General features: G+C 70.3%; 18 protein-coding genes. 12 read left to right on the plus strand and 6 right to left on the minus strand.

Annotated features, from left to right (window positions below; translation table 11 throughout):
* Positions 1 to 96: 96 nt before the first annotated feature.
* Both hutI and ACIP6N_RS16100 read left to right on the plus strand, forming a co-directional pair.
* The gene (gene hutI, locus ACIP6N_RS16095; RefSeq protein WP_401816080.1) at positions 97 to 1,269 is read left to right on the plus strand and encodes an imidazolonepropionase; all 1,173 of its coding nucleotides are present in this window, start codon (positions 97 to 99) and stop codon (positions 1,267 to 1,269) included.
* An 82-nt stretch (positions 1,270 to 1,351) separates the two neighbouring features.
* A complete protein-coding gene (locus ACIP6N_RS16100) occupies positions 1,352 to 1,912 on the plus strand; it encodes a GNAT family N-acetyltransferase (RefSeq protein WP_401816082.1) in 561 nt (186 codons plus the stop codon).
* On the opposite strand, the gene ACIP6N_RS16105 is transcribed toward ACIP6N_RS16100, so the two are convergent.
* The gene (locus ACIP6N_RS16105; protein ID WP_401816083.1) at positions 1,893 to 3,191 is read right to left on the minus strand and encodes a cytochrome P450; all 1,299 of its coding nucleotides are present in this window, start codon (positions 3,189 to 3,191) and stop codon (positions 1,893 to 1,895) included. The two genes, ACIP6N_RS16100 and ACIP6N_RS16105, sit on opposite strands and share 20 nt — an antisense overlap.
* A 117-nt stretch (positions 3,192 to 3,308) precedes the next feature.
* On the opposite strand from ACIP6N_RS16105, the gene ACIP6N_RS16110 reads away from it, so the two are divergent.
* Positions 3,309 to 3,746 (plus strand): signal peptidase I, encoded by a 438-nt coding sequence (locus tag ACIP6N_RS16110; protein ID WP_401816084.1) that lies wholly within the window; start codon positions 3,309 to 3,311, stop codon positions 3,744 to 3,746.
* Positions 3,747 to 3,989: 243 nt separating this feature from the next.
* The gene (locus tag ACIP6N_RS16115; protein ID WP_401816085.1) at positions 3,990 to 4,322 is read left to right on the plus strand and encodes an SH3 domain-containing protein; all 333 of its coding nucleotides are present in this window, start codon (positions 3,990 to 3,992) and stop codon (positions 4,320 to 4,322) included.
* A 119-nt stretch (positions 4,323 to 4,441) separates the two neighbouring features.
* Here ACIP6N_RS16115 and ACIP6N_RS16120 read toward each other — a convergent pair whose 3' ends face one another.
* The gene (locus ACIP6N_RS16120; protein WP_401816087.1) at positions 4,442 to 5,347 is read right to left on the minus strand and encodes an RNA polymerase sigma factor SigF; all 906 of its coding nucleotides are present in this window, start codon (positions 5,345 to 5,347) and stop codon (positions 4,442 to 4,444) included.
* A gap of 254 nt (positions 5,348 to 5,601) precedes the next feature.
* On the opposite strand from ACIP6N_RS16120, the gene ACIP6N_RS16125 reads away from it, so the two are divergent.
* Entirely contained in the window at positions 5,602 to 5,970 is a 369-nt protein-coding gene (locus tag ACIP6N_RS16125) for an STAS domain-containing protein (RefSeq protein ID WP_401816088.1), read from the plus strand.
* Positions 5,971 to 6,205: 235 nt separating this feature from the next.
* Complete coding sequence (locus ACIP6N_RS16130; RefSeq protein WP_401816089.1) at positions 6,206 to 6,733, plus strand: ATP-binding protein; 528 nt, start codon at positions 6,206 to 6,208, stop codon at positions 6,731 to 6,733.
* A gap of 112 nt (positions 6,734 to 6,845) precedes the next feature.
* On the opposite strand, the gene ACIP6N_RS16135 is transcribed toward ACIP6N_RS16130, so the two are convergent.
* Complete coding sequence (locus tag ACIP6N_RS16135) at positions 6,846 to 8,396, minus strand: peptide MFS transporter (RefSeq protein WP_401816090.1); 1,551 nt, start codon at positions 8,394 to 8,396, stop codon at positions 6,846 to 6,848.
* Between the two features lie 249 nt (positions 8,397 to 8,645).
* Between ACIP6N_RS16135 and ACIP6N_RS16140 the strand changes: the two genes are divergently transcribed.
* Together ACIP6N_RS16140 and ACIP6N_RS16145 are read left to right on the plus strand one after the other, a co-directional pair.
* On the plus strand, positions 8,646 to 9,323 hold the full coding sequence (locus ACIP6N_RS16140; protein ID WP_401816091.1) for a response regulator transcription factor: 678 nt from the start codon (positions 8,646 to 8,648) through the stop codon (positions 9,321 to 9,323).
* 6 nt (positions 9,324 to 9,329) lie between these two features.
* Entirely contained in the window at positions 9,330 to 10,604 is a 1,275-nt protein-coding gene (locus tag ACIP6N_RS16145) for an ATP-binding protein (protein WP_401816093.1), read from the plus strand.
* A 309-nt stretch (positions 10,605 to 10,913) separates the two neighbouring features.
* Here the strand turns inward: ACIP6N_RS16145 and ACIP6N_RS16150 are convergent, their stop codons facing one another.
* Positions 10,914 to 11,417: a GtrA family protein gene (locus tag ACIP6N_RS16150; protein WP_401816247.1), complete on the minus strand. Its 504-nt coding sequence runs from the start codon at positions 11,415 to 11,417 to the stop codon at positions 10,914 to 10,916.
* Positions 11,418 to 11,542: 125 nt separating this feature from the next.
* On the opposite strand from ACIP6N_RS16150, the gene ACIP6N_RS16155 reads away from it, so the two are divergent.
* From ACIP6N_RS16155 to ACIP6N_RS16165, 3 genes are read left to right on the plus strand one after another with little or no spacing between them, the layout of a single operon-like run.
* Positions 11,543 to 12,682, plus strand: coding sequence for a 5-(carboxyamino)imidazole ribonucleotide synthase (locus tag ACIP6N_RS16155; RefSeq protein ID WP_401816095.1), 1,140 nt, complete (start codon positions 11,543 to 11,545; stop codon positions 12,680 to 12,682).
* Complete coding sequence (gene purE / locus ACIP6N_RS16160; RefSeq protein ID WP_401816096.1) at positions 12,679 to 13,203, plus strand: 5-(carboxyamino)imidazole ribonucleotide mutase; 525 nt, start codon at positions 12,679 to 12,681, stop codon at positions 13,201 to 13,203. The genes ACIP6N_RS16155 and purE overlap by 4 nt, the downstream gene beginning before the upstream one ends.
* Positions 13,204 to 13,208: 5 nt before the next feature.
* Entirely contained in the window at positions 13,209 to 14,411 is a 1,203-nt protein-coding gene (locus ACIP6N_RS16165; protein WP_401816248.1) for a dipeptidase, read from the plus strand.
* 66 nt (positions 14,412 to 14,477) lie between these two features.
* Here the strand turns inward: ACIP6N_RS16165 and ACIP6N_RS16170 are convergent, their stop codons facing one another.
* Both ACIP6N_RS16170 and ACIP6N_RS16175 read right to left on the minus strand, forming a co-directional pair.
* Complete coding sequence (locus ACIP6N_RS16170; protein ID WP_401816098.1) at positions 14,478 to 14,819, minus strand: hypothetical protein; 342 nt, start codon at positions 14,817 to 14,819, stop codon at positions 14,478 to 14,480.
* A gap of 166 nt (positions 14,820 to 14,985) precedes the next feature.
* Positions 14,986 to 16,332, minus strand: coding sequence for a UDP-glucose dehydrogenase family protein (locus tag ACIP6N_RS16175; protein ID WP_401816099.1), 1,347 nt, complete (start codon positions 16,330 to 16,332; stop codon positions 14,986 to 14,988).
* Between the two features lie 228 nt (positions 16,333 to 16,560).
* Between ACIP6N_RS16175 and ACIP6N_RS16180 the strand changes: the two genes are divergently transcribed.
* Positions 16,561 to 17,745 carry an acyl-CoA dehydrogenase family protein gene (locus ACIP6N_RS16180; protein WP_401816101.1) on the plus strand — a complete coding sequence of 395 codons (1,185 nt, stop codon included), beginning with the start codon at positions 16,561 to 16,563 and terminating at the stop codon, positions 17,743 to 17,745.
* Positions 17,746 to 21,050: the final 3,305 nt, after the last annotated feature.

The raw sequence follows: 21,050 nt of genomic DNA on the forward strand, positions 1-21,050 counted from the left end.
CGCCGAGCACTGCCCCGGGTGTCGTCCTGAGCGCTGCCCCCAGCACCGCCCCGAGCGACGGCACCGCCCGCGCCGCCGAAGGAGAACACCCCCGCGATGACCACCACCGCCATTACCAACATCGCCAGTCTGGTCACCAACGACCCCTCCCTCGGTGACGGAACCCCCATCGGTCTGATCCAGGACGCGGCCGTCGTCATCGACGGCGACCGCGTCGTCTGGGTCGGTGAATCAAGCAAAGCACCCGCCACTGACAATGCCGTCGACGCGGACGGCAGGGCCGTGATCCCCGGCTTCGTGGACTCCCACTCCCACCTCGTCTTCGCCGGTGACCGCACCCGGGAGTTCAACGCCCGGATGTCCGGCCGCGCGTACGCCGCGGGCGGCATCCGCACCACCGTCGCCGCGACCCGCGCCGCGACCGACGCCGAGCTGAGCGCCAACGTCGCGCGCTACCTGACCGAGGCGCGCGACCAGGGCACCACCACGCTGGAGACCAAGTCGGGCTACGGCCTGACCGTCGAGGACGAGGCGCGCTCCCTGCGCATCGCGCGCGACCACACCGACGAGGTCACCTACCTCGGCGCCCACATCGTCCCGCCCGAACTCGCCGATGACCCGGCCGCGTACGTCGCGCTCGTCACCGGCCCGATGCTCGATGCCTGCGCCCCGTACGCCCGTTGGATCGACGTCTTCTGCGAGCAGGGCGCGTTCGACGGTGACCAGGCCCGTACGATCCTCACCGCGGGACGCGCGAAGGGCCTGCACCCGCGCATCCACGCCAACCAACTCTCGTACGGCCCTGGCGTCCAGCTCGCCGTCGAGGTGGACGCGGCCTCCGCCGACCACTGCACCCACCTGACCGACACGGACATCGACGCGCTCGCCCACAGCCGTACGGTGGCCACGCTGCTGCCCGGCGCCGAGTTCTCCACCCGCGCGCGGTGGCCGGACGCCAGGCGGCTGCTCGACGCGGGCGCGACCGTCGCGCTGTCGACGGACTGCAACCCCGGCTCGTCCTTCACCTCGTCCATGCCGTTCTGCGTGGCCCTCGCCGTACGCGACATGGGCATGACCCCGGACGAGGCGATCTGGTCGGCCACGGCGGGCGGCGCGGCGGCCCTGCGGCGCTCCGACACCGGCCGCCTCACCCCCGGCGCCCGCGCGGACCTCGCTCTCCTCGACGCCCCGAGCCATGTCCACCTGGCCTACCGCCCGGGGGTCCCACTGGTGACCGCCGTCTGGCGGGGCGGCGAGCGCGTGCGGTGAGCGGCGCGGCTCTCCGGCAGCCCCGGGCGGTTCTCCCACGGCCGTGAGGAGTGCGTGACGGGCGGCGTGTGAGGATGACCGCATGGTCACGGTGTCTCCCTGCGCCGCCGACGATCCGGAGCTGCTGCCCCTGGTCGAGGCGATGAACGTCGAAATAGTCGCGCTCTACGAGATGGGCCCCGACGCGCGCCTCTACTCGCTCGGCCCCGACGCGCGGTACCTGCTCGCCAGGCGCGAGGGCCGGCCCGTCGGCTGCTGTGCGGTACGGCCGGCCCGGGGCACGGACGGCACGGCCGGGGGCGCGCTCGCCGGGATCTGGGAGCTGAACCGCGTCTTCGTGGCCCGGTCCGGCCGCAGGACGGGCGTCGCCGCCGGGATGCTCGCGCACGCCGAGGAATTCGTACGGCAGCTCGGCGGCGTCGCCCTGCGGCTGGAGACCGGTGACCGGCAGCCCAACGCGATGCGGCTGTACGAGCGCGCCGGGTATCTGCGCATCCCCAACTACCCGCCGCACGAGCACACCGCGCGTTCACGCTGCTACGAGAAGAACCTCCGGCCGCTGCCGGGCCCGGACATCCCCGCACAGTCGGGCTTCGCCGAGTCCCGTCCCACCGAGTCGAGCCCTACCGAGCCTGCTTCCTGAGATATACGGGGAGTTCCCGCACGCTGTTGCCGACGAAGCTGGGATGGCGGGGCAGTTCCGCCTCCGGCATCGCGAGCGACAGGTCGGGAAACCGCCTGAACAGCTGCTCCAGCGCGATCGTCGCCTCCAGCCTCGCCAGCGGCGCGCCCAGGCAGTAGTGCGCGCCGTGTCCGAGGGAAAGGTGCCGCACGGCGCGCGACCGGGTGATGTCGAAGCGGTCCGCGTCCTGACCGTGGGCCGAGGGGTCGCGGCCCGCCGCCGAGTACGCCGCCAGTACGGGGGTGCCCCGGGGGATCACCGTGCCGTCGAGCGTCAGGTCCCTGGTCGGGTAGCGGAACGGGAAGTAGCTGACCGGGCTGTCCCAGCGCAGCGTCTCCTCGACCACGTCCGCCCACCCGGCCCGGCCGTCCCTGACCGCGGCCGACTGCTCGGGATGGCCGAGCAGCGCGCGTACCGCGTTGGTGATCAGGCTGAGAGTGGTCTCGTGACCGGCGACGACCATCACGATCATCGTCCCGACCAGTTCGTGCGCGCTCAGCCGGTCGCCGTCCTCCTCGCGCGCGGCGATCAGGGCGCTGGTGAGGTCGTCGCCGGGACGTTCCTTGCGGGAGGCCGCGATCGCGCCGAGCACGTCGACGAGTTCACGGTTGGCGGCCGCCACCTCCTCGGGGGTGATGTCCGTGCTGACCACCTGGGTGGAGAGCGCGTGCAGCCGGTCCAGGAACTCCGGATCGGCGCCGAGGAGTTCACCGATCACGCCCATCGGCAGCGGCATCGCGAAGTGATGGCGCAGATCCACGACGCCGTTGCCTGAGCCACCGTTGTCTGAGCCACCGTTGTCTGAGCCGCCGTCGGGTACGGGGTCGTTGCCCGCCACGCCGGCGGCCACCGCCTCCACGCCGTCCAGCAGCTCGGTGGCCAGCCTCTCGATCCTGGGCCGCAGCGCTTCCACCCGGCGGGGCGTGAACACCTTGCCGACGAGCGACCGCACCCGCCGGTGGTCCTCGCCGTCCGCCGTGACCATGCCCTGCACGGTCGCGAAGGTCTTCAGCGGCCACCCGTCCGGAATCCGCCCCTCCCGCAGGGCGGTGAAGTGCCGTGCGTCTTTCGCGACATCGGGATGGCCGAGGAATTCCTTCAGCGCCTCGTGCCCGAGCACCGCCATCCCGGGCACCTCGCCGGGCAGCACGACCTCAGCGACGGCCCCCTGAGCAAGCAGCCGGGCGTTGGCGGCGTGCGGACAGCCGCCGGTGTGGTCCATACGGTAAGGCGCGGACATTGAAGCTCCCCTCGTCAGGACACTCCCGCCGACCGCGAGACGCCCCCGATCGTATGAGGAATCCCCCGCCCCGGGGCGGTAAATGCCCGCAGATCCGGGCTGCTAGCGTCCGGCCGCGTGGAAGACAGCGCGGACGACAGTGTGTACGTGGGCAACGCGGGCAAGGACGCCGCACTGGACCGGGGATGGCTCCTCGGGCACTTCAAGGAGTCCGGCGACCCTCGCCACAGCGACGCCGTGGAGATCAAGTGGGGCGTCCATCCACGCGGCGAGGAGCGTGCGCGGTGGGTCAGGGGCGAGGAGCGGACGGCTCTCCTCGTGCTCATCAGCGGTCGCTTCCGCGTCGAGCTGCCGGGCCGGAGCGTCCTGTTGGAGCGGCAGGGTGATTACGTCGTGTGGGGACGCGGAGCGGACCATTCCTGGCGCGCGGAGGAGGAGTCGGTCGTGCTCACGGTCCGGTGGCCGTCCACGGCCGGTTATGCGGTGGATCAGACGGATCAAGCGGATCAGACGGATCAGGCGCGGGCCGGCGGTGAATCCCGTCGGCCGGTTTGAAACGTCGGTCGGGTGGCCGGTGGGGTGGAACGGAAGCGTTGGGACAAGTGGAGGCACGTTCGGTGAGGGTGTGTGCCGTGCGCTCTCCGCCGACCGGGTGGTCTTCCGGTGTCACCATGGCGGCGGGCGCCCCGGCGCAGATCGAATGGAGGCAGCGAGGACGGGGGTCCGTGTGTGCGGCCTTGCCCTCCTTGCCCGGCGGGCGACCGGTCCGGCGGATGCCTCGTTCTCAAGGAGACCCCGATGTCCCGTACATCTCGTGCCCTGGCGACAGTTGTGGCTGTCGCGGCCGCCTTCACGTTCGCGGGAGCGGCGGCTGCCACCGCGACTCCCGGCAGCAGCCCTCAGATCGTTTCCGCCGCGCCCACCGGCGTGCGAGCCGTCCAGCTCGTCTGCACCGTCAACGACAACGGCGTCAACTACCGGGGCGGTCCGGGTGAGAACTATCCAGTCTTCGGAACCGTGAACAAGGGGCAGAACCTGGACTACCTCGGCCGGGAAGGCAACTGGGTCAAGGGCAACCTGTGGGGCGGGCGTACCGGCGTGTGGATCCACGTGTCCTACCTGAACTGCTAGAGCTCATTCCGGCTCCGGACAGCATGACACCCCGTCGGATCGCTCGCGCGTTCCGGCGGGGTGACCGGGTGGTGCCTGCGTGCTGGGGCCCGTGCGTACGGGCGGGGGCGGCGGCACGCCTACTCGTCCAGGGTCAGACCCTTTCTGAGTTTGACCAGGGTGCGCGAGAGCAGCCGGGACACGTGCATCTGCGAGATGCCCAGCTCCTCGCCGATCTCCGACTGCGTCATGTTCGCGACGAAGCGCAGCGACAGGATCTGCCGGTCGCGCGACGGGAGCCGTGCGATCAGGGGCTTCAGGGATTCGACGTACTCGATGCCCTCAAGTCCGTTGTCCTCGTAGCCGATCCGGTCCGCCAGCGCGCCTTCGCTGTCGTCTTCTTCGGGCTGCGCGTCCAGCGAGCTGGCGGTGTACGCGTTGCTCGCGGCCATGCCCTCGACGACTTCGTCGTTGGCGATGCCCAGCCTGTGGGCCAGCTCGTCGACCGTGGGCGCGCGGTCCAGCTGCTGCGCCAGCTCGTCGGTCGCCTTCGCCAGATCGAGCCGCAGCTCCTGGAGCCGGCGGGGCACCCGTACCGACCACGACGTGTCGCGGAAGAAACGCTTGATCTCGCCGATGATGGTCGGCATCGCGAAGGTGGGGAACTCGACGCCGCGGCTCAGTTCGAAGCGGTCGATGGACTTGATCAGTCCGATCGTGCCGACCTGGACGATGTCCTCCATCGGTTCGCTTCGTGTGCGGAACCGGGAGGCGGCGAACTTCACCAGGGCGAGGTTCAGCTCGACCAGGGTGTTGCGGACGTACGCGTGCTCGTGGGTGCCCTCTTGGAGGGATTCGAGACGGGCGAAGAGCGTCTTCGACAGGGCCCGGGCATCCACCGCTCCCACCTCGTCGAAGGGCGGGATCTCGGGCAGGTCCTCAAGGCCCTCGGTGCCGGGCGTGTACGTGACGCCGGTCTCGTACGGTGCGGGCGATGTTGTCGACGCCGCGTTCTGGGTACGCGTCTCGTCGAGCCGGGGTGACATGGGTCTCCTCCATCGTTCTCGGCATATGGCTGCCGATGCCAATACGCGTTGCTACGGTTTTGCCGCGCCTCCAATAGCCGGCCGTCTCGGGTGTGTCCCTACTAGACCTACCCGGTCGGCACGGACAGTTGCAAGTGTTAATTATCCTGTATGCCCTTATTGCGGGGGACTTCGGCTACCGGTCGGCCGTTGAAAGGCGTAATGTTCCAGCGACGTCAGACGGCGTACAACACGGCGAAGAGGGACGGACGGGCATGGACCGCCAGACGGTCGGCAGTGCGAACCGGGGCCGGCTTCAGGTCGAGGTGCGGACCGAGGGCCGCAGCGAGGTCGTGACGGTGGCCGGCGAGTTGGATCACCACACCGCCGAGTTGTTGCGCGCGCCTCTCGACGAAGCGCTCGAAAAGGGCCGGGCACGCCTGGTCATCGACTGTTCGCACCTGGAATTCTGCGACTCCACCGGGCTCAATGTCCTGCTCGGAGCCCGGCTCAAGGCGGACGCCGCCGGGGGCGGGGTCCATCTGGCGGGCATGCTGCCCGTGGTGGCGCGGGTCTTCGAGATCACCGGGGCCGACGCCGTGTTCACCGTCCATGCCTCGCTCCAAGACGCCCTCGCGGACTGAGTCCGTGCCCCCCGCCCACCCCGTCGGCCGCGCCCGGAAAATCTCAGGTGTTGCCTGCGTCACGACTTCCATGCGGTGATGTGGGTGTTGTCACGATTCGGAGGGGCAGAAGACCCCCGCGGGCAACAGGGGATCCTGTACCGACACAGCACCACCCCGCCCGCACGACCCGACACTCTCTGTATTGATGGATCCATGAACTGGCACTTTGGTGAATCGGTGAGGTGAAGCGCTGATGAGCACCACCCGGCAGCCTCCGCCGGGCGACTTCGGCCCAGAGCCGGACGGCGCCGGACCTTCCTCCTTGACGGCCGAGGCGTCCGACGTGTCCTCCGTGGCGTCGGTGACGCCCGAAGGGCGGGTACGTTCGCTCACGCTGTCCGGCGCCAGCGGTGTCGTGCCGCTCGCCCGTGATTTCACGCGCCAGGCGCTCTACGACTGGGGATGGCTGCCCGCCTCGACCGCCGACCGGCGGGCGGCGGCGGAAGATGTCCTGCTGGTCATCTCCGAGCTGGTCACCAACGCCTGCCTGCACGCCGAGGGGCCCGAGGAACTGCGCGTCTCGTGCACGGCCAAGGTGTTGCGCCTGGAGGTCACGGACCGCGGCGCCGGGCAGCCCGCGCCACGCACCCCGCACCGGGCGGGACGGCCCGGCGGGCACGGCATGTTCATCGTCCAGCGGCTCTGCCTCGACTGGGGTGTCGTACGGGCACCCGGTACGCCGGGCAAGACGGTCTGGGCGGAGCTGGCCGCGCCCGCGTAGGCCACCGCGCCCGCACCGCCTACGCATCCGCTCAAAGCGTTCTCATACGCAAAGGCCGCCACAACCCGACAGGGCTGTGGCGGCCTTTGCGCGGGCGCTCACGCGCCGCGCGTCAGTGGATCTCGCCCATCAGGTCCTTGACCCTCCTGCGGTACATGAAGACCGCGATCCCCGCGATGACGGCGAGCGCCGCCTCCAGGCCCACCACGCCCGTCTTGCTCAGGTTGACCCCGCCGATGGAGAGCAGACCGGTGACGGAGTCGCCCGCGGTCACCGCGAGGAACCAGACGCCCATCATCTGGCTCGCGTACTTCGCCGGCGCCATCTTCGTCGTCACCGACAGGCCGACCGGCGAGAGGCACAGCTCGCCGACGGTCTGGATCAGGTAGATCCCCACCAGCCACATCGGGCTGACCAGCGTGCCGTCTCCCGCCATGAGCATCGGGATCAGGAAGAAGAAGAACGAGACGCCGATGAAGAACAGACCGGCGGAGAACTTCGCGACCGTGCTCGGTTCCTTGCCCCTGCGGTTCAGCCACAGCCACATCCACGCGATGACCGGTGCCAGCGCCATCACGAAGACCGGGTTCAGCGACTGGTACCAGGACGTCGGGAAGCCGAACCCGAAGATCTGGTCCGCGGCCTTCGTCGTACCGAAGGCCTGGACCGTCGAGCCGCCCTGGTCGTAGATCATCCAGAAGACCGCGGCGGCCACGAAGAACCAGATGTATCCCGTCATCTTGTTCTGCTCGCCCGGTGACAGGTCCTTGTCGCGCTTGATGCGGATCAGCACCCCGGCCGGTATCACGAGCCCCGCCACGGTCAGCGGGATCAGCGCCCAGTTGGGGGTGAAGTGACCGCTGATGCCGACGATGCCGTAGAAGGCCGCGGCGACGATCAGCCAGCTCAAGCCCTTGCGCAGCCAGGCGACGCGCTCCTCGCGGGAAAGCGGGGTCGGGACGACGCTGGACTCCGGGCTCAGGTGCTTCGTACCGATCAGGAACTGGATCAGGCCGAGCGCCATGCCGGCGGCGGCGAGAGCGAAGCCGAGGTGCCAGCTGTACTTCTCACCGACGGTTCCGATGACCAGCGGAGCGAAGAAGGCACCGATGTTGATGCCCATGTAGAAGAGCGTGAAGCCGCCGTCACGGCGCGGGTCGTTCGGGCCCTTGTACAGATGGCCGACCATCGTGGAGATGTTGGCCTTCAGCAGACCCGAGCCGAGCGCCACCAGCGCCAGACCGACGAAGAACATCCCTGAGCCCGGCACCGCCAGGCTCAGGTGGCCCAGCATGATGATGCCCGCCCCGACGGCGACGGTCTTGCGCGGCCCCCAGAGCCTGTCCGCGAGCCAGCCGCCCGGCATGGCCAGCAGATAGACCATGGACAGGTAGATGGAGTAGATGGCCGTGGCCGAGGCCAGGGTCAGTCCCAGACCGCCTCCCTGAAGCCCGTGCGAGCTGTCGGGGCCGCCGGAGATCAGGTACAGGGTGAGCAGCGCTCTCATGCCGTAGAAGCTGAAGCGCTCCCACATCTCGGTCATGAAGAGCGTGGCCAGGCCGCGCGGCTGCCCGAAGAAGGTCTTCTCGGTGCCGGTGCCGGAGCCCGAGCCGGGGCCGGGCTCGGGGGCGCTGGGTGATTCCGTTGTCAGGCTGGACGCCATGGGAGGTCGATCCTTACATAAAACCGGCCTTCGGCTTCTTGCGTGCCAAAGGCCATTAAGAGGTAATGCAGGCGTCCTAGCACCATACGGCACAACAGCGCCCTATATGAAAGGACTTGAGAGATGGATCACAGGTAGCGATAGAATGGGTTACTTGGCTTCCAAGGTCGTTCACGGGATCTGACCGATGACTCGCAGGCTTGGGCGATCGCCGCCCGAGGCATGCCCGGCGCGGACTACCATCAGTCCATGACCCGTGTACTGCTCGCAGAGGACGACGCTTCCATCTCGGAGCCGCTGGCTCGCGCCCTGCGTCGGGAGGGGTACGAGGTCGAGGTCCGCGAAGACGGCCCCACCGCCCTGGACGCCGGACTCCAGGGCTCCATCGACCTTGTCGTACTCGACCTGGGCCTGCCCGGTATGGACGGCCTCGAAGTCGCCCGCAGGCTGCGCGCCGAGGGCCATGCGGTGCCGATCCTGGTGCTGACCGCGCGCGCCGACGAGGTGGACACCGTCGTCGGCCTCGACGCCGGCGCCGACGACTACGTGACCAAGCCCTTCCGGCTCGCCGAACTGCTCGCCCGGGTACGGGCCCTGCTCCGGCGCGGCGCCACGGAATCGTCCCCCGCCCCCGCCACCCACGGCGTACGGATCGACGTCGAGTCGCACCGCGCCTGGATGGGCGAGGAGGAACTACAGCTCACGGCCAAGGAGTTCGACCTGCTGCGGGTCCTGGTCCGGGACGCGGGCCGGGTCGTCACCCGCGACCAGCTGATGCGCGAGGTCTGGGACACCACCTGGTGGTCGTCCACCAAGACCCTCGACATGCACATCTCCTGGTTGCGCAAGAAGCTCGGCGACGACGCGGCCAACCCCCGCTACATCGCCACCGTACGAGGCGTCGGCTTCCGCTTCGAGAAGAGCTAGCGCGCCTTGCGTCGTCGCCTGATCCAGTCCACGCTCGCCGTGGTGCTCGTCGTCATCGCCGTGTTCGGCGTGTCCCTCGTCATCGTCGAGACCCGCACCATCACCACCAGCGCCCAGGAGAGTGTCGACTCCGAGGCGCTGCGGCTGATGAGCATCGTCGACAGCAGGCTGCTCGGCGGCGAGCACATCACCTCGGGGATCCTGTCCAAACAGATCTCCACGGAGCGGTACGCCCGTATCGAGATGCCGGGCAGGGGCAACGTCGAGATCGGCACCCGCCCCACCGGCAGCGTCATCCGCGGGGTCGCGGAAGGCGCCGAGGGCGAGACGGTCACCGTCGAGGAACGCGGCTCGTCCATCAACCGCGAAGTCGTCCGCACGCTGCTGATCATCGGCGCGGTCGCCCTGCTCGCCGTCGTCGCCGCCGTGCTGCTCGCCGTACGGCAGGCCAACAAGCTGGCCTCCCCGCTCACCGACCTCGCCGAGACCGCGGAGCGCCTCGGCTCCGGCGACCCGCGCCCCCGCCACAAGCGGTACGCGGTCCCCGAGCTGGACCGGGTCGCGGACGTCCTGGACTCCAGCGCCGAGCGCATCGCGCGGATGCTCACCGCCGAGCGGCGGCTCGCCGCGGACGCCTCGCACCAGCTCCGTACGCCGCTGACCGCGCTGTCCATGCGGCTGGAGGAGATCACCGTCACCGACGACCTGGACACCGTCAGGGAAGAGGCGACCATCGCCCTGACGCAGGTGGAGCGGCTGACCGACGTGGTGGAGCGGCTGCTCACCAACGCCCGCGATCCCCGTACCGGCTCCGCCGTCGGCTTCGATCTCGACGAGGTCGTCAAGCAGCAGATCGAGGAGTGGCGCCCCGCCTACCGCAGCGCGGGACGGGCGATCGTCTGCTCGGGGCGGCCCGAGATGCGGGCCGTCGCCACCCCGGGCGCCGTCGCCCAGGTGCTGGCCGCGCTGATCGAGAACTCACTGATGCACGGTGGCGGTACGGTCGCCCTGCGCACCCGCGTGACCGGCAACCAGGCGGTCATCGAGGTGACCGACGAGGGCCCCGGCGTCCCCGCGGACCTCGGGGCGCGGATCTTCGAGCGTTCCATCAGCGGCCGCAACTCCACCGGGATCGGGCTCGCGGTCGCCCGCGATCTCGCGGAGGCGGACGGCGGCAGGCTCGAACTGCTCCAGCAGCATCCGCCGGTCTTCGCGCTCTTCCTCAGCCGGGAGGCACACAGCCGCAAGGGGCTGACACCGCCGGAGCGGCCGGTCCGCTGAGGTGTGCCGCGACGAGTGGCGTCGGGCGCCGGACGGGTGCGGAGCCGGAAGGGTGCGGGGTGGTGTCCGGCGGGGTGTTGTGCGTTGTGCTTGCTGTTGGTGCCGGGGTCCGTGGAGAGGCCGTGTCCGCCACTGCATTATTTTCGGCGCGTTGACGCGTGGTGGACACCGGGCCGGTGGTGTCCGCGCCGCAAAGTAACGCTTTACGTTCTGGACATGGCCTCTCCACGGCCCCCTTCCCTCCGCGGGTGCCATGGCTCCGGCCCTGTCTGCTCGGTCCACTCGGCCACCGCCCGTGGGCGGGTGCGGTCAGCGGGAAGGACCGCGCCGCACCGACTGGGCGTCGCGGTCCTCCGGGAGCGGTTCTCCGGACGCCGGGACGGGCAGCGCCTGGAACACCCACGAGCGGTACGACCAGAAGCGGAAGAGCGTCGCTATCCCGATGCCGGCGAACTTGAACACGTTGCTCTGGAGCGGGGTGTCCCAGCCGAAGCCGTACGTCGCGGTGTAGAGAATCCCGTTCTCGATCACCAGACCGACGGCGCTGAACAGCAGGAAGAGCGACAGCTCCCGGGTGCGGCGGCTCTTGTCGCGGTCCCGGTAGGTGAAGTACCGGAAGCCGATGTAGTTGAAGACGATCGAGACGATCGTCGCCAGGACGCTCGCCCGCACCACGGGGATGCCGGTGACGTGCCGCACGACATTGAAGACCAGCAGGTTGACCAGCACCCCGGCGCCACCCACCGCGCCGAACTTGGCCGCTTCGCGTACGAGCCCGTTCAGCCGCGTGCGCGCCGCGCCTCGTTCGCTCATCCGTCTGTCAGCCCGATCGGTCGGTGTCATGTTCACCCATGCTAACCAGCGCCTTCCGGGCCCGCCCCCGGAGAGCCGTGCCGGGCAGGGGGTGGCCTCCGGTGGCCTGCGGATACCCTGGGAGCGTGACGTTCCCGGTAGTCGGCATGGTCGGCGGCGGTCAGCTCGCCCGTATGACCCACGAGGCGGGCATCCCCCTCGGCCTGAGATTCAAGCTGCTCAGTGACACCCCGCAGGACTCGGCGGCGCAGGTGGTCAACGATGTCGTCGTCGGCGACTATCGCGATCTGGAGACCCTGCGCGCTTTCGCCCGCGACTGCGATGTGATCACTTTCGACCACGAGCATGTGCCGATCGAGCACCTGCGGGCCCTGGAGGCGGACGGCATCCCCGTCCGGCCGGGGCCAGACGCGCTCGTCCACGCCCAGGACAAGGGCGTGATGCGGGCCAGGCTCACCGAGCTGGGCGCTCCCTGCCCGCGCCACCGCATCGTGAGCGATCCCGCCGACGCCGTGGCCTTCGCGGCGGAGGTGGGCGGCTTCCCCGTCATCCTCAAGACGGTGCGCGGCGGCTACGACGGCAAGGGCGTCTGGTTCGTACGCTCCGAGGCGGACGCCGAGGAGCCCTTCCGCGCCGGGGTCCCGGTCCTCGCCGAGGAGAAGGTCGACTTCGTACGGGAGCTGGCGGCGAACGTCGTCCGTTCCCCGCACGGCCAGGCCGTCGTCTACCCCGTCGTCGAATCGCAGCAGGTCAACGGCGTCTGCGACACGGTGATCGCGCCCGCGCCCGGCCTCTCGGAGGACCTGTCCGCCGAGGCCCAGCAGCTCGCCCTGCGCATAGCCTCCGAACTCGGCGTCGTCGGCCATCTCGCCGTCGAACTCTTCGAGACCGCCGACGGCCGCATCCTCGTCAACGAACTGGCCATGCGCCCGCACAACTCCGGCCACTGGACGCAGGACGGCGCGATCACCTCGCAGTTCGCCAACCACGTACGGGCCGTCCTCGACCTGCCGCTCGGCGACCCGCGCCCGCGCGCCACCTGGACGGTCATGTGCAACGTGCTCGGCGGCGACTACCCCGACATGTACGCGGCGTACCTGCACTGCATGGCCAGGGACCCGCGGCTGAAGATCCACATGTACGGCAAGGACGTGAAGCCCGGCCGCAAGGTGGGGCACGTCAACACCTACGGCGACGACCTGGACGACGTGCTGGAGCGCGCCCGCCACGCCGCCGGATACCTGCGAGGAACGATCACAGAATGAGTTCCCCTCTCGTCGGAGTCGTCATGGGCTCGGACTCCGACTGGCCCGTCATGGAAGCCGCTGCGACCGCGCTCGGCGAGTTCGAGATCGCGTACGAGGTCGACGTCGTCTCCGCGCACCGGATGCCGCACGAGATGATCGCGTACGGCGAGCAGGCGGCGGGCCGCGGCCTCAAGGCGATCATCGCGGGCGCGGGCGGCGCCGCGCACCTGCCGGGCATGCTGGCCTCGGTGACCCCGCTGCCGGTGATCGGCGTCCCCGTACCGCTGAAGTACCTCGACGGCATGGACTCGCTGCTGTCCATCGTGCAGATGCCGGCCGGCGTCCCGGTCGCCACGGTCTCCGTCGGCGGCGCGCGCAACGCGGGACTGCTGGCGGCGCGGATCCTCGCGGCCCACGACCCGGCCCTTCAGGACCGGATGCGCGAATTCCAGCACGAGCTGAACGAGCAGGCGACCGAGAAGGGCAAGCGCCTGCGCGCGAAGGCCCAGGGCACGGACCACTTCGGATTCGGGAAGTGACCGCGGTGACGACGTACACGGACCACCTCCGGGACGCGCGGGCGCTGCTCGCCGACTTCCCCGTGGTCGACGGCCACAACGACCTGCCGTGGGCGCTGCGCGAGCACGTCGGCTACGACCTGGACCGGCTCGACATCGCCGACGACCTGTCCGCCCAACTGCACACCGACATCCCGCGGTTGCGGACGGGCGGAGTCGGCGCGCAGTTCTGGTCCGTGTACGTACGGTCCGACATGGCCGGCGACGACGCGGTGAGCGCGACGCTGGAACAGATCGACGTGGTCCGCAGGCTGCTCGCGCGCTACCCGAAGGACCTGGTGCGCGCCCGTACGGCCGCCGACATGGAAGCGGCGCGCCGCGAGGGCAGGATCGCCTCGCTGATGGGCGCGGAGGGCGGCCACTCGATCAACAACTCCCTCGCCACGCTGCGGGCCCTGCACACCCTGGGCGTCCGGTACATGACGCTCACGCACAACGACAATCTGGCGTGGGCCGACTCCGCCACGGACGAGCCCGGTGTGGGCGGTCTCTCGGCCTTCGGGCGCGAGGTCGTCCGCGAGATGAACCGCTGCGGGATGCTGGTCGACCTCTCGCACGTGGCCGCCACGACGATGCGCGACGCCCTCGCGGTGACCGAGGCGCCGGTGATCTTCTCGCACTCCTCGTCCCGGGCGATCTGCGACCACCCGCGCAACGTTCCGGACGACGTGCTGGAGACGCTGGCCGCGAACGGCGGCGTCGCGATGGCCACGTTCGTACCGAAGTTCATCCTGCCGGAGGCGGTCGCCTGGACGCAGTCGGCGGACGAGAACCTGCGGGCGCACGGGCTGCACCACCTCGACACCACGGCCGAGGCGATGAAGCTCCACGCGGCCTTCGAGGCGGCGAACCCCCGGCCCACCGCCACGGCGTCGACGGTGGCCGACCACCTGGACCACATGCGTGAGGTCGCGGGCGTCGATCACGTCGGGATCGGTGGTGACTTCGACGGGACGGCGTTCACGCCCGCCGACCTGTCGGACGTGGCGGGCTATCCGAACCTGATCGCGGAACTGCTGCGGCGCAAGTGGTCGGCCGCCGATCTGGCCAAGCTGACCTGGCAGAACGCGGTACGGGCGCTGCGGGCGGCGGAGGACGTGGCGCGCTCGGCGCAGGCCTCGCGCGGCCCGTCGCTGGCGACGATCGGCGAACTGGACGGGACTGCCTGAGGCTCGTTCGGGGAGGTGCGCCGTTCTGCGGCGCACCTCCCCGCGCCTCCGGGTGGAGCGGACGGCTCAGGAGAAGATGACGGAACGCATCTCCAGGCCCTTGCCCGCGCTTCCACCGGGGCGCAGCGTGTAGTACTCGCCCGTGCAGTCTGCGTTCTTGAACACCGTTGCGCTGGCGTTGGTGCGGTTGCGCGGGCTGTGCGCGGGCCGCTCATGCCATTTGTCCGCTCCCGGGAGCGGGATGCACTCCCTGCCCGCCGGGTGCGCCAGCACCGCGATCTGCTCGTGGTGGTGGTGATCCGTGTACACGTACTCGAACCGCCCCTCTGCCGCTGACGCGGAGCCCGGCAGGGAGACGAGCAGGGTGAGGGCGCCGAGGGCGGCGGCCACCGTGGTGCGAAGACGCATGAAAATGATCCCTTGTCGTGTGGATTGGTCGAGCCACCCGACGCTGCCCAGGGCCGTTCGCCCGTATGCCCCTCTCTGTACCGTTTCACCCGTACGCAGTAGCCGCAGCGGCCCGCACGTCTTCGGTGGCCGCGGTATGCGCCGGTGACGTCAGCGCTTCCGCGCGTCAGGCGCGCGGGCGGCCCATCGCGCGGTACGTCCAGCCCGCCGCGCGCCACCGCTCCGGGTCCAGCGCGTTGCGCCCGTCCAGGATCAGCCGGCGGGCCGTCCGCTCGCCGAGTACGGCCGGGTCGAGGTCGCGGAACTCCTGCCACTCCGTCAGGTGCAGGACGACGTCGGCACCTTCCACCGCGTCCACCGCGGAGTCCGCGTACCGGAGCGTCGGGAACAGCCGCTTGGCGTTCTCCATGCCCTTCGGGTCGTACACCGTCACCTGGCCGCCCTGGAGGTGGATCTGACCCGCCACATTGAGCGCGGGGGAGTCCCGTACGTCGTCGGAGTCCGGCTTGAAGGTCGCGCCGAGCACCGCGACGCGCTTGCCGAGGAAGGACGAGTCGCTGTCCACGGCCTCGCGCGCCAGCTCCACCATGTGGCCGCGGCGGCGCATGTTGATCGAGTCGATCTCGCGCAGGAACGTCAGCGCCTGGTCGGCGCCCAGCTCGCCCGCGCGTGCCATGAACGCCCGGATGTCCTTCGGCAGGCAGCCGCCGCCGAAGCCGATCCCGGCCCGCAGGAACTTCTTGCCGATGCGGTCGTCGTGCCCGAGCGCCTCGGCCAGCTTCAGGACATCACCACCGGACGCCTCGCAGACCTCTGCCATCGCGTTGATGAATGAGATCTTCGTGGCCAGGAACGAGTTCGCGGACGCCTTCACCAGCTCGGCGGTCGGGAAGTCCGTCACCACGAACGGCGAACCCTCCCCGATCGGCGCCGCGTACACCTCGCGCAGGATCCGCTCCGCGCGCTCGCTCCGTATGCCCACCACGATGCGGTCCGGGTGCATCGTGTCCTTCACGGCGAAGCCCTCGCGCAGGAACTCCGGGTTCCACGCCAGCTCCACCGCGTCGCCCGCGGGCGCCAGTTCGGCGATGCGCGCCGCGATCCGCTCCGCGCTGCCGACCGGGACGGTGGACTTGCCGACGACCAGCGCGGGCCTGGCCAGGTGCCCGGCGAGGCTGTCCACGGCGGCGTCGACGTACGACATATCGCAGGCGTACTCGCCGTGCTTCTGCGGAGTGTTCACACAGATGAAGTGCACATCGCCGAACTCGGCGACCTCGGCCCAGTCCATCGTGAAGCGCAGCCGCCCGGTCGAACCCTCGATCCCGGCGACATGTTTGTGCAGCATCTCTTCGAGGCCGGGCTCGTACATCGGCACGCGGCCCTCGGAGAGCATCGCGATCTTCTCCGGGACGACATCCAGCCCCAGTACCTCGAACCCCAGCTCCGCCATGGCCGCGGCGTGCGTGGCGCCGAGGTAGCCGGTGCCGATCACGGTGATCTTGAGGGCCATGGGGTGCTCCAGGGAGTGCGGGGCGGATCCGGTGCATTGCCATGGCAATACATCGGGCGGGGCGCGGGCCCGAGCATAGCCGCGCGTCATCGGCGCTCCACAGGCGCGCTGACCTTTGCTCTTACTCGCGGCCGTACGTTGTTGGCAAACTCACCTATGCGCGCGGCGGCACAGCCCTCTAAGCTTGTGTTACTTAACGGTAGTTAGCTGCTTGGGGAGTGAGTGATCGTGGCCGGATCGGCTGATTTCGACCTGTACCGCCCGTCCGAGGAACACGACATGCTCCGCGACACCGTGCGCGCGCTCGCCGAGGCGAAGATCGGCCCGTACGCCGCCGCCGTGGACGAGGAGGCCAGGTTCCCGCAGGAGGCGCTGGACGCGCTGGTCGGCTCCGACCTGCACGCCATCCACGTCCCCGAGTCATACGGCGGCGCCGGCGCGGACGCCCTCGCCACCGTGATCGTCATCGAGGAGGTCGCACGGGTCTGCGCCTCCTCCTCGCTGATCCCGGCCGTGAACAAGCTCGGCTCGCTGCCCGTCGTCCTCTCCGGAGGAGAGGACCTGAAGAAGAAGTACCTGGGCCCGCTCGCCAAGGGTGACGCGATGTTCTCGTACTGCCTCTCCGAGCCGGACGCGGGTTCGGACGCGGGCGGCATGAAGACCCGTGCGGTACGGGACGGCGACCACTACATCCTCAACGGCGTGAAGCGCTGGATCACCAACGCGGGGGTGTCGGAGTACTACACGGTCATGGCCGTCACCGACCCTGACAAACGTACGAAGGGGATCTCGGCGTTCGTCGTCGAGAAGTCGGACGAGGGAGTTTCGTTCGGCGCCCCGGAGAAGAAGCTCGGCATCAAGGGCTCCCCGACCCGCGAGGTCTACCTCGACAACGTCCGCATCCCGGCCGACCGCCTGATCGGCGAGGAGGGCACGGGCTTCGCCACCGCGATGAAGACGCTGGACCACACCCGCATCACGATCGCGGCCCAGGCGCTGGGCATCGCGCAGGGCGCGCTCGACTACGCGAAGGGCTACGTCCAGGAGCGCAAGCAGTTCGGCAAGCCGATCGCCGACTTCCAGGGCGTGCAGTTCATGCTGGCCGACATGGCGATGAAGCTGGAGGCCGCGCGCCAGCTCACGTACGCGGCGGCCGCACGCTCCGAACGCGTCACGCTGGGCGCGGGCTCGGGTGCCGGCAAGGAGGAACTGACCTTCTTCGGCGCGGCGGCTAAGTGCTACGCCTCGGACGCGGCGATGGAGATCACGACGGACGCGGTCCAACTGCTGGGCGGCTACGGCTACACGCGGGACTACCCGGTGGAGCGGATGATGCGCGACGCCAAGATCACCCAGATCTACGAGGGCACGAACCAGGTCCAGCGCATCGTGATGGCGAGGAACCTGCCGTAGTAGCGTGTTTGCGGGTCAGTGGCGCTTTTGAGGCCTGAAGAGGTGCCCTCGGGTTCTTGGCTGCCGCGGACCGAGCAGGGCCGTTCCCAGACGTCGGACTGGTGAAACCCGGCGGATCCCCAGCTGGAAACGGCCACTGACCAGTACAAACAACGCGGCCCCCGGTGTGACTCAGGTTCTCGTGGTCGTCGCACCTCCCTCCCCGGCTCAGGGGGTGCGACGGACTTCGAGATCCGGGAGAACCGGGGGCGGCGACCGCTCCCACGTGCGCCTCCGGTGACTGGCTGAGGCCGAGTCATGACGGCCCCGGAAAAGGCGGCTTGGCCACGGACGGTGTGCGGGTACTGGGACGGCCGAGCAAGCCACTCGCCGCCACCGGCTGACGGCCCGGACGACCTGGCGGTGCACTGCTGTTGAGCAAGATGACGTTCGTGCCGGTGCGGAGTTGATTGGATCCCCGCACCCGGACATTCGGCGGCAACGCCGGCGCGCGGGTTGGGACGCCCTGTGCCCCGGAGGCCGGGGGAGGCTGGGGCAGCCTTACGTTTTGGCAACACCCCTCCGTCGCCTACTCGTTGGAGTCCCTTAAGTCCCCTCGGATCTGCTGGAGGCGGTTGCGCCGCAGGATGTCTCGCGCGTCGGCGTGAGCATCCTCGGAGAGGGCCGCGGTGGGGGTCGGGCTCGTGGTCAGGAAGGTGGTCGTGGCGAGCTGTTCTGAGGCCTACGACGACGCTCTGAGAGCGAGCGGTCGACACACCCGGCGAGTCGTCGCTCACCACCGTGATGGGTGGTGAGTGAACGGTCGTTCATGCCCGCGCCGCAGCCCGCACCTGAACTACCTGAAGAATGCGCGCACAACAGTTCGTCTGGGGGTGGCGCTCTCCACCTGTCTTGCGGGCTCATTACTCAGAGGAAACGACATCGTGGATAAATGGCCTGGTATTGAAACCCGGGAACTCTCCGATGACGAACTGGGCTTGGTCGCGGGTGCGGGGCCTGCGGACGAAGGAAGCGGCGAGTACTGGGCGGTGTTCACCCCGGACATCATGGCGGTGATCCCTGGGGAGCCTCAGCCCTACCCGGATGACCTTCCGTACACGGAGCCTGACACGGGCACCCAGGACCCGCTGCCTCCGGATGAGAACGCCAACGGGACCACTTCGGAGCCCATCGATCAGAACACGTACGGGCCCATGGACCCGTTGTCACCTGACGTCATCGGCGAACCCGACGAGCCGGCTTGGGTACCCCCGATCTCGCCCGATCCGAACCAAATTATCGGGCCTGAGCCGCAGCCGCAGCCGCAGCCGGAGCCGGAGCCGGAGCCGCAGCCGGATCCGGAGCCGCAGCCGCAGCCGGATCCGGAGCCGCAGCCGGATCCTGAGCCGGAGCCGCAGCCGGATCCGGAGCCGCAGCCGGATCCTGAGCCCGAGCCGCAGCCGGATCCGGAGCCGGAGCCGCAGCCGGATCCTGAGCCCGAGCCGCAGCCGGATCCGGATCCGGAGCCGCAGCCGGAGCCGCAGCCGGATCCTGAGCCCGAGCCGCAGCCGCAGCCGCAGCCGGATCCCGAGCCCCAGCCGGATCCTGAGCCCGAGCCGCAGCCGGATCCGGAGCCGGAGCCGCAGCCGGATCCTGAGCCCGAGCCGCAGCCGCAGCCGGAGCCGCAGCCGCAGCCGGAGCCGGATCCCGAGCCCCAGCCGGATCCGGAGCCGCAGCCGCAGCCGCAGCCGGATCCGGAGCCCCAGCCGGATCCGGAGCCCGAGCCGCAGCCGCAGCCGCAGCCGCAGCCGCAGCCGGAGCCGGATCCCGAGCCCCAGCCGGATCCGGAGCCGCAGCCGCAGCCGGATCCTGAGCCCCAGCCGGATCCTGAGCCCGAGCCGCAGCCGCAGCCGGAGCCGCAGCCCGAGCCGGAGCCTGAGCCGGAAGATGATGACGACCCGGTCATCGTCCCGATTCCTATTCCTTTCCCTGCGCCCCCCGTAACCCCGCCAGTTGTGCCGCCGACCCCGGAGCCAGAGCCGCCGATTCTGCCTTTGCCGGATCCGGATCCGGATCCGATGCCGGAGCCTGAGCCTTCGATGCCGGGTGCTTGGCCTGGTCCGGTGGTTGATCCTGCACCTGTGCCGGTTCCTGAGCCCGAGCCGGCGCCTGTTCCTGTGCCGGTTCCTGAGCCCGAGCCGGCGCCTGTTCCTTTGCCGGATCCGATGCCGGAGCCTGAGCCTTCGATGCCGGGTGCTTGGCCTGGTCCGGTGGTTGATCCCGCGCCTGTGCCGGTTCCTGAGCCCGAGCCGGCGCCTGTTCCTGTGCCGGATCCGATGCCTGAGCCGGAGCCTGAGCCTTCGATGCCGGGTGCTTGGCCTGCTCCGGTTCCTGAGCCTGCACCTGCTCCGATACCTGAGCCCGCGCCGGCTCCCGCGCCTGCACCTGCTCCGATACCTGAGCCCGCGCCGGCTCCCGCGCCTGCACCTGCTCCGATACCTGAGCCCGCGCCTGCGCCTGCTCCGATACCTGAGCCCGCGCCGGCTCCCGCGCCTGCACCTGCTCCGGTTCCTGAGCCCGCGCCGGCTCCCGCGCCCGCGCCTGCTCCGGTTCCTGAGCCCGCGCCTGCTCCGATACCTGAGCCCGCGCCGGCTCCCGCGCCCGCGCCTGCTCCGATACCTGAGCCCGCGCCGGCTCCCGCGCCCGCGCCTGCTCCGATACCTGAGCCCGCGCCCGCTCCTGCTCCGGGCCTGTTTGGCGCCGCGCCGGCTCCCGCGCCCGCGCCCGCGCCCGCTCCTGCTCCTGGCCTGTTCGGCGCCCCCACCGGGGTGGCTCCGGATCCCTCCCCGGGCCTGTTCGGCGCCGCGCCCCCCGTGCCCGCGCCGGCTCCCGCGCCCGCGCCTGCTCTGGGCCTGTTCGGCTCCCCCGCCGGGGCGGCTCCCTCCCCGGGCCTGTTCGGCGCCGCGCCCCCCGTGCCCGCGCCGGCTCCCGCGCCCGCGCCTGCTCTGGGCTCGTTCGGGTTCGGCGCCCCTGCCGGGGTCGTGGCGCCCGAGCCTGCCCCTGTGCCCGTTCCTGAGCCGGCACCTGCTCTGGGCCTGTTCGGCTCACCCGCCGGGGCGGCTCCCTCCCCGAGCCTGTTCGGCGCCGCGCCCCCCGTGCCCGCGCCGGCTCCCGCGCCCGCGCCTGCTCAGGGCCTGTTCGGCGCCCCTGCCGGGGTGGTGGCGCCCGAGCCTGCCCCTGTGCCCGTTCCTGAGCCGGCACCTGCTCCGATACCTGAACCCGCGCCCGTTCCAGTGCCCGAGCCTGCGCCCGTTCCGGTACCTGAG

This window comes from Streptomyces sp. NPDC088725 (assembly GCF_044751305.1).
Taxonomy (GTDB): Bacteria; Actinomycetota; Actinomycetes; order Streptomycetales; family Streptomycetaceae; genus Streptomyces.

Coding starts and splice junctions, on each gene's coding strand:
- hutI (WP_401816080.1), top strand. CDS start 97: ATGACCACCACCGCCATTACCAACATCGCCAGTCTGGTCACCAACGAC.
- ACIP6N_RS16100 (WP_401816082.1), top strand. CDS start 1,352: ATGGTCACGGTGTCTCCCTGCGCCGCCGACGATCCGGAGCTGCTGCCC.
- ACIP6N_RS16105 (WP_401816083.1), bottom strand. CDS start 3,191: ATGTCCGCGCCTTACCGTATGGACCACACCGGCGGCTGTCCGCACGCC.
- ACIP6N_RS16115 (WP_401816085.1), top strand. CDS start 3,990: ATGTCCCGTACATCTCGTGCCCTGGCGACAGTTGTGGCTGTCGCGGCC.
- ACIP6N_RS16120 (WP_401816087.1), bottom strand. CDS start 5,347: ATGTCACCCCGGCTCGACGAGACGCGTACCCAGAACGCGGCGTCGACA.
- ACIP6N_RS16125 (WP_401816088.1), top strand. CDS start 5,602: ATGGACCGCCAGACGGTCGGCAGTGCGAACCGGGGCCGGCTTCAGGTC.
- ACIP6N_RS16130 (WP_401816089.1), top strand. CDS start 6,206: ATGAGCACCACCCGGCAGCCTCCGCCGGGCGACTTCGGCCCAGAGCCG.
- ACIP6N_RS16135 (WP_401816090.1), bottom strand. CDS start 8,396: ATGGCGTCCAGCCTGACAACGGAATCACCCAGCGCCCCCGAGCCCGGC.
- ACIP6N_RS16140 (WP_401816091.1), top strand. CDS start 8,646: ATGACCCGTGTACTGCTCGCAGAGGACGACGCTTCCATCTCGGAGCCG.
- ACIP6N_RS16150 (WP_401816247.1), bottom strand. CDS start 11,417: ATGAGCGAACGAGGCGCGGCGCGCACGCGGCTGAACGGGCTCGTACGC.
- purE (WP_401816096.1), top strand. CDS start 12,679: ATGAGTTCCCCTCTCGTCGGAGTCGTCATGGGCTCGGACTCCGACTGG.
- ACIP6N_RS16170 (WP_401816098.1), bottom strand. CDS start 14,819: ATGCGTCTTCGCACCACGGTGGCCGCCGCCCTCGGCGCCCTCACCCTG.
- ACIP6N_RS16175 (WP_401816099.1), bottom strand. CDS start 16,332: ATGGCCCTCAAGATCACCGTGATCGGCACCGGCTACCTCGGCGCCACG.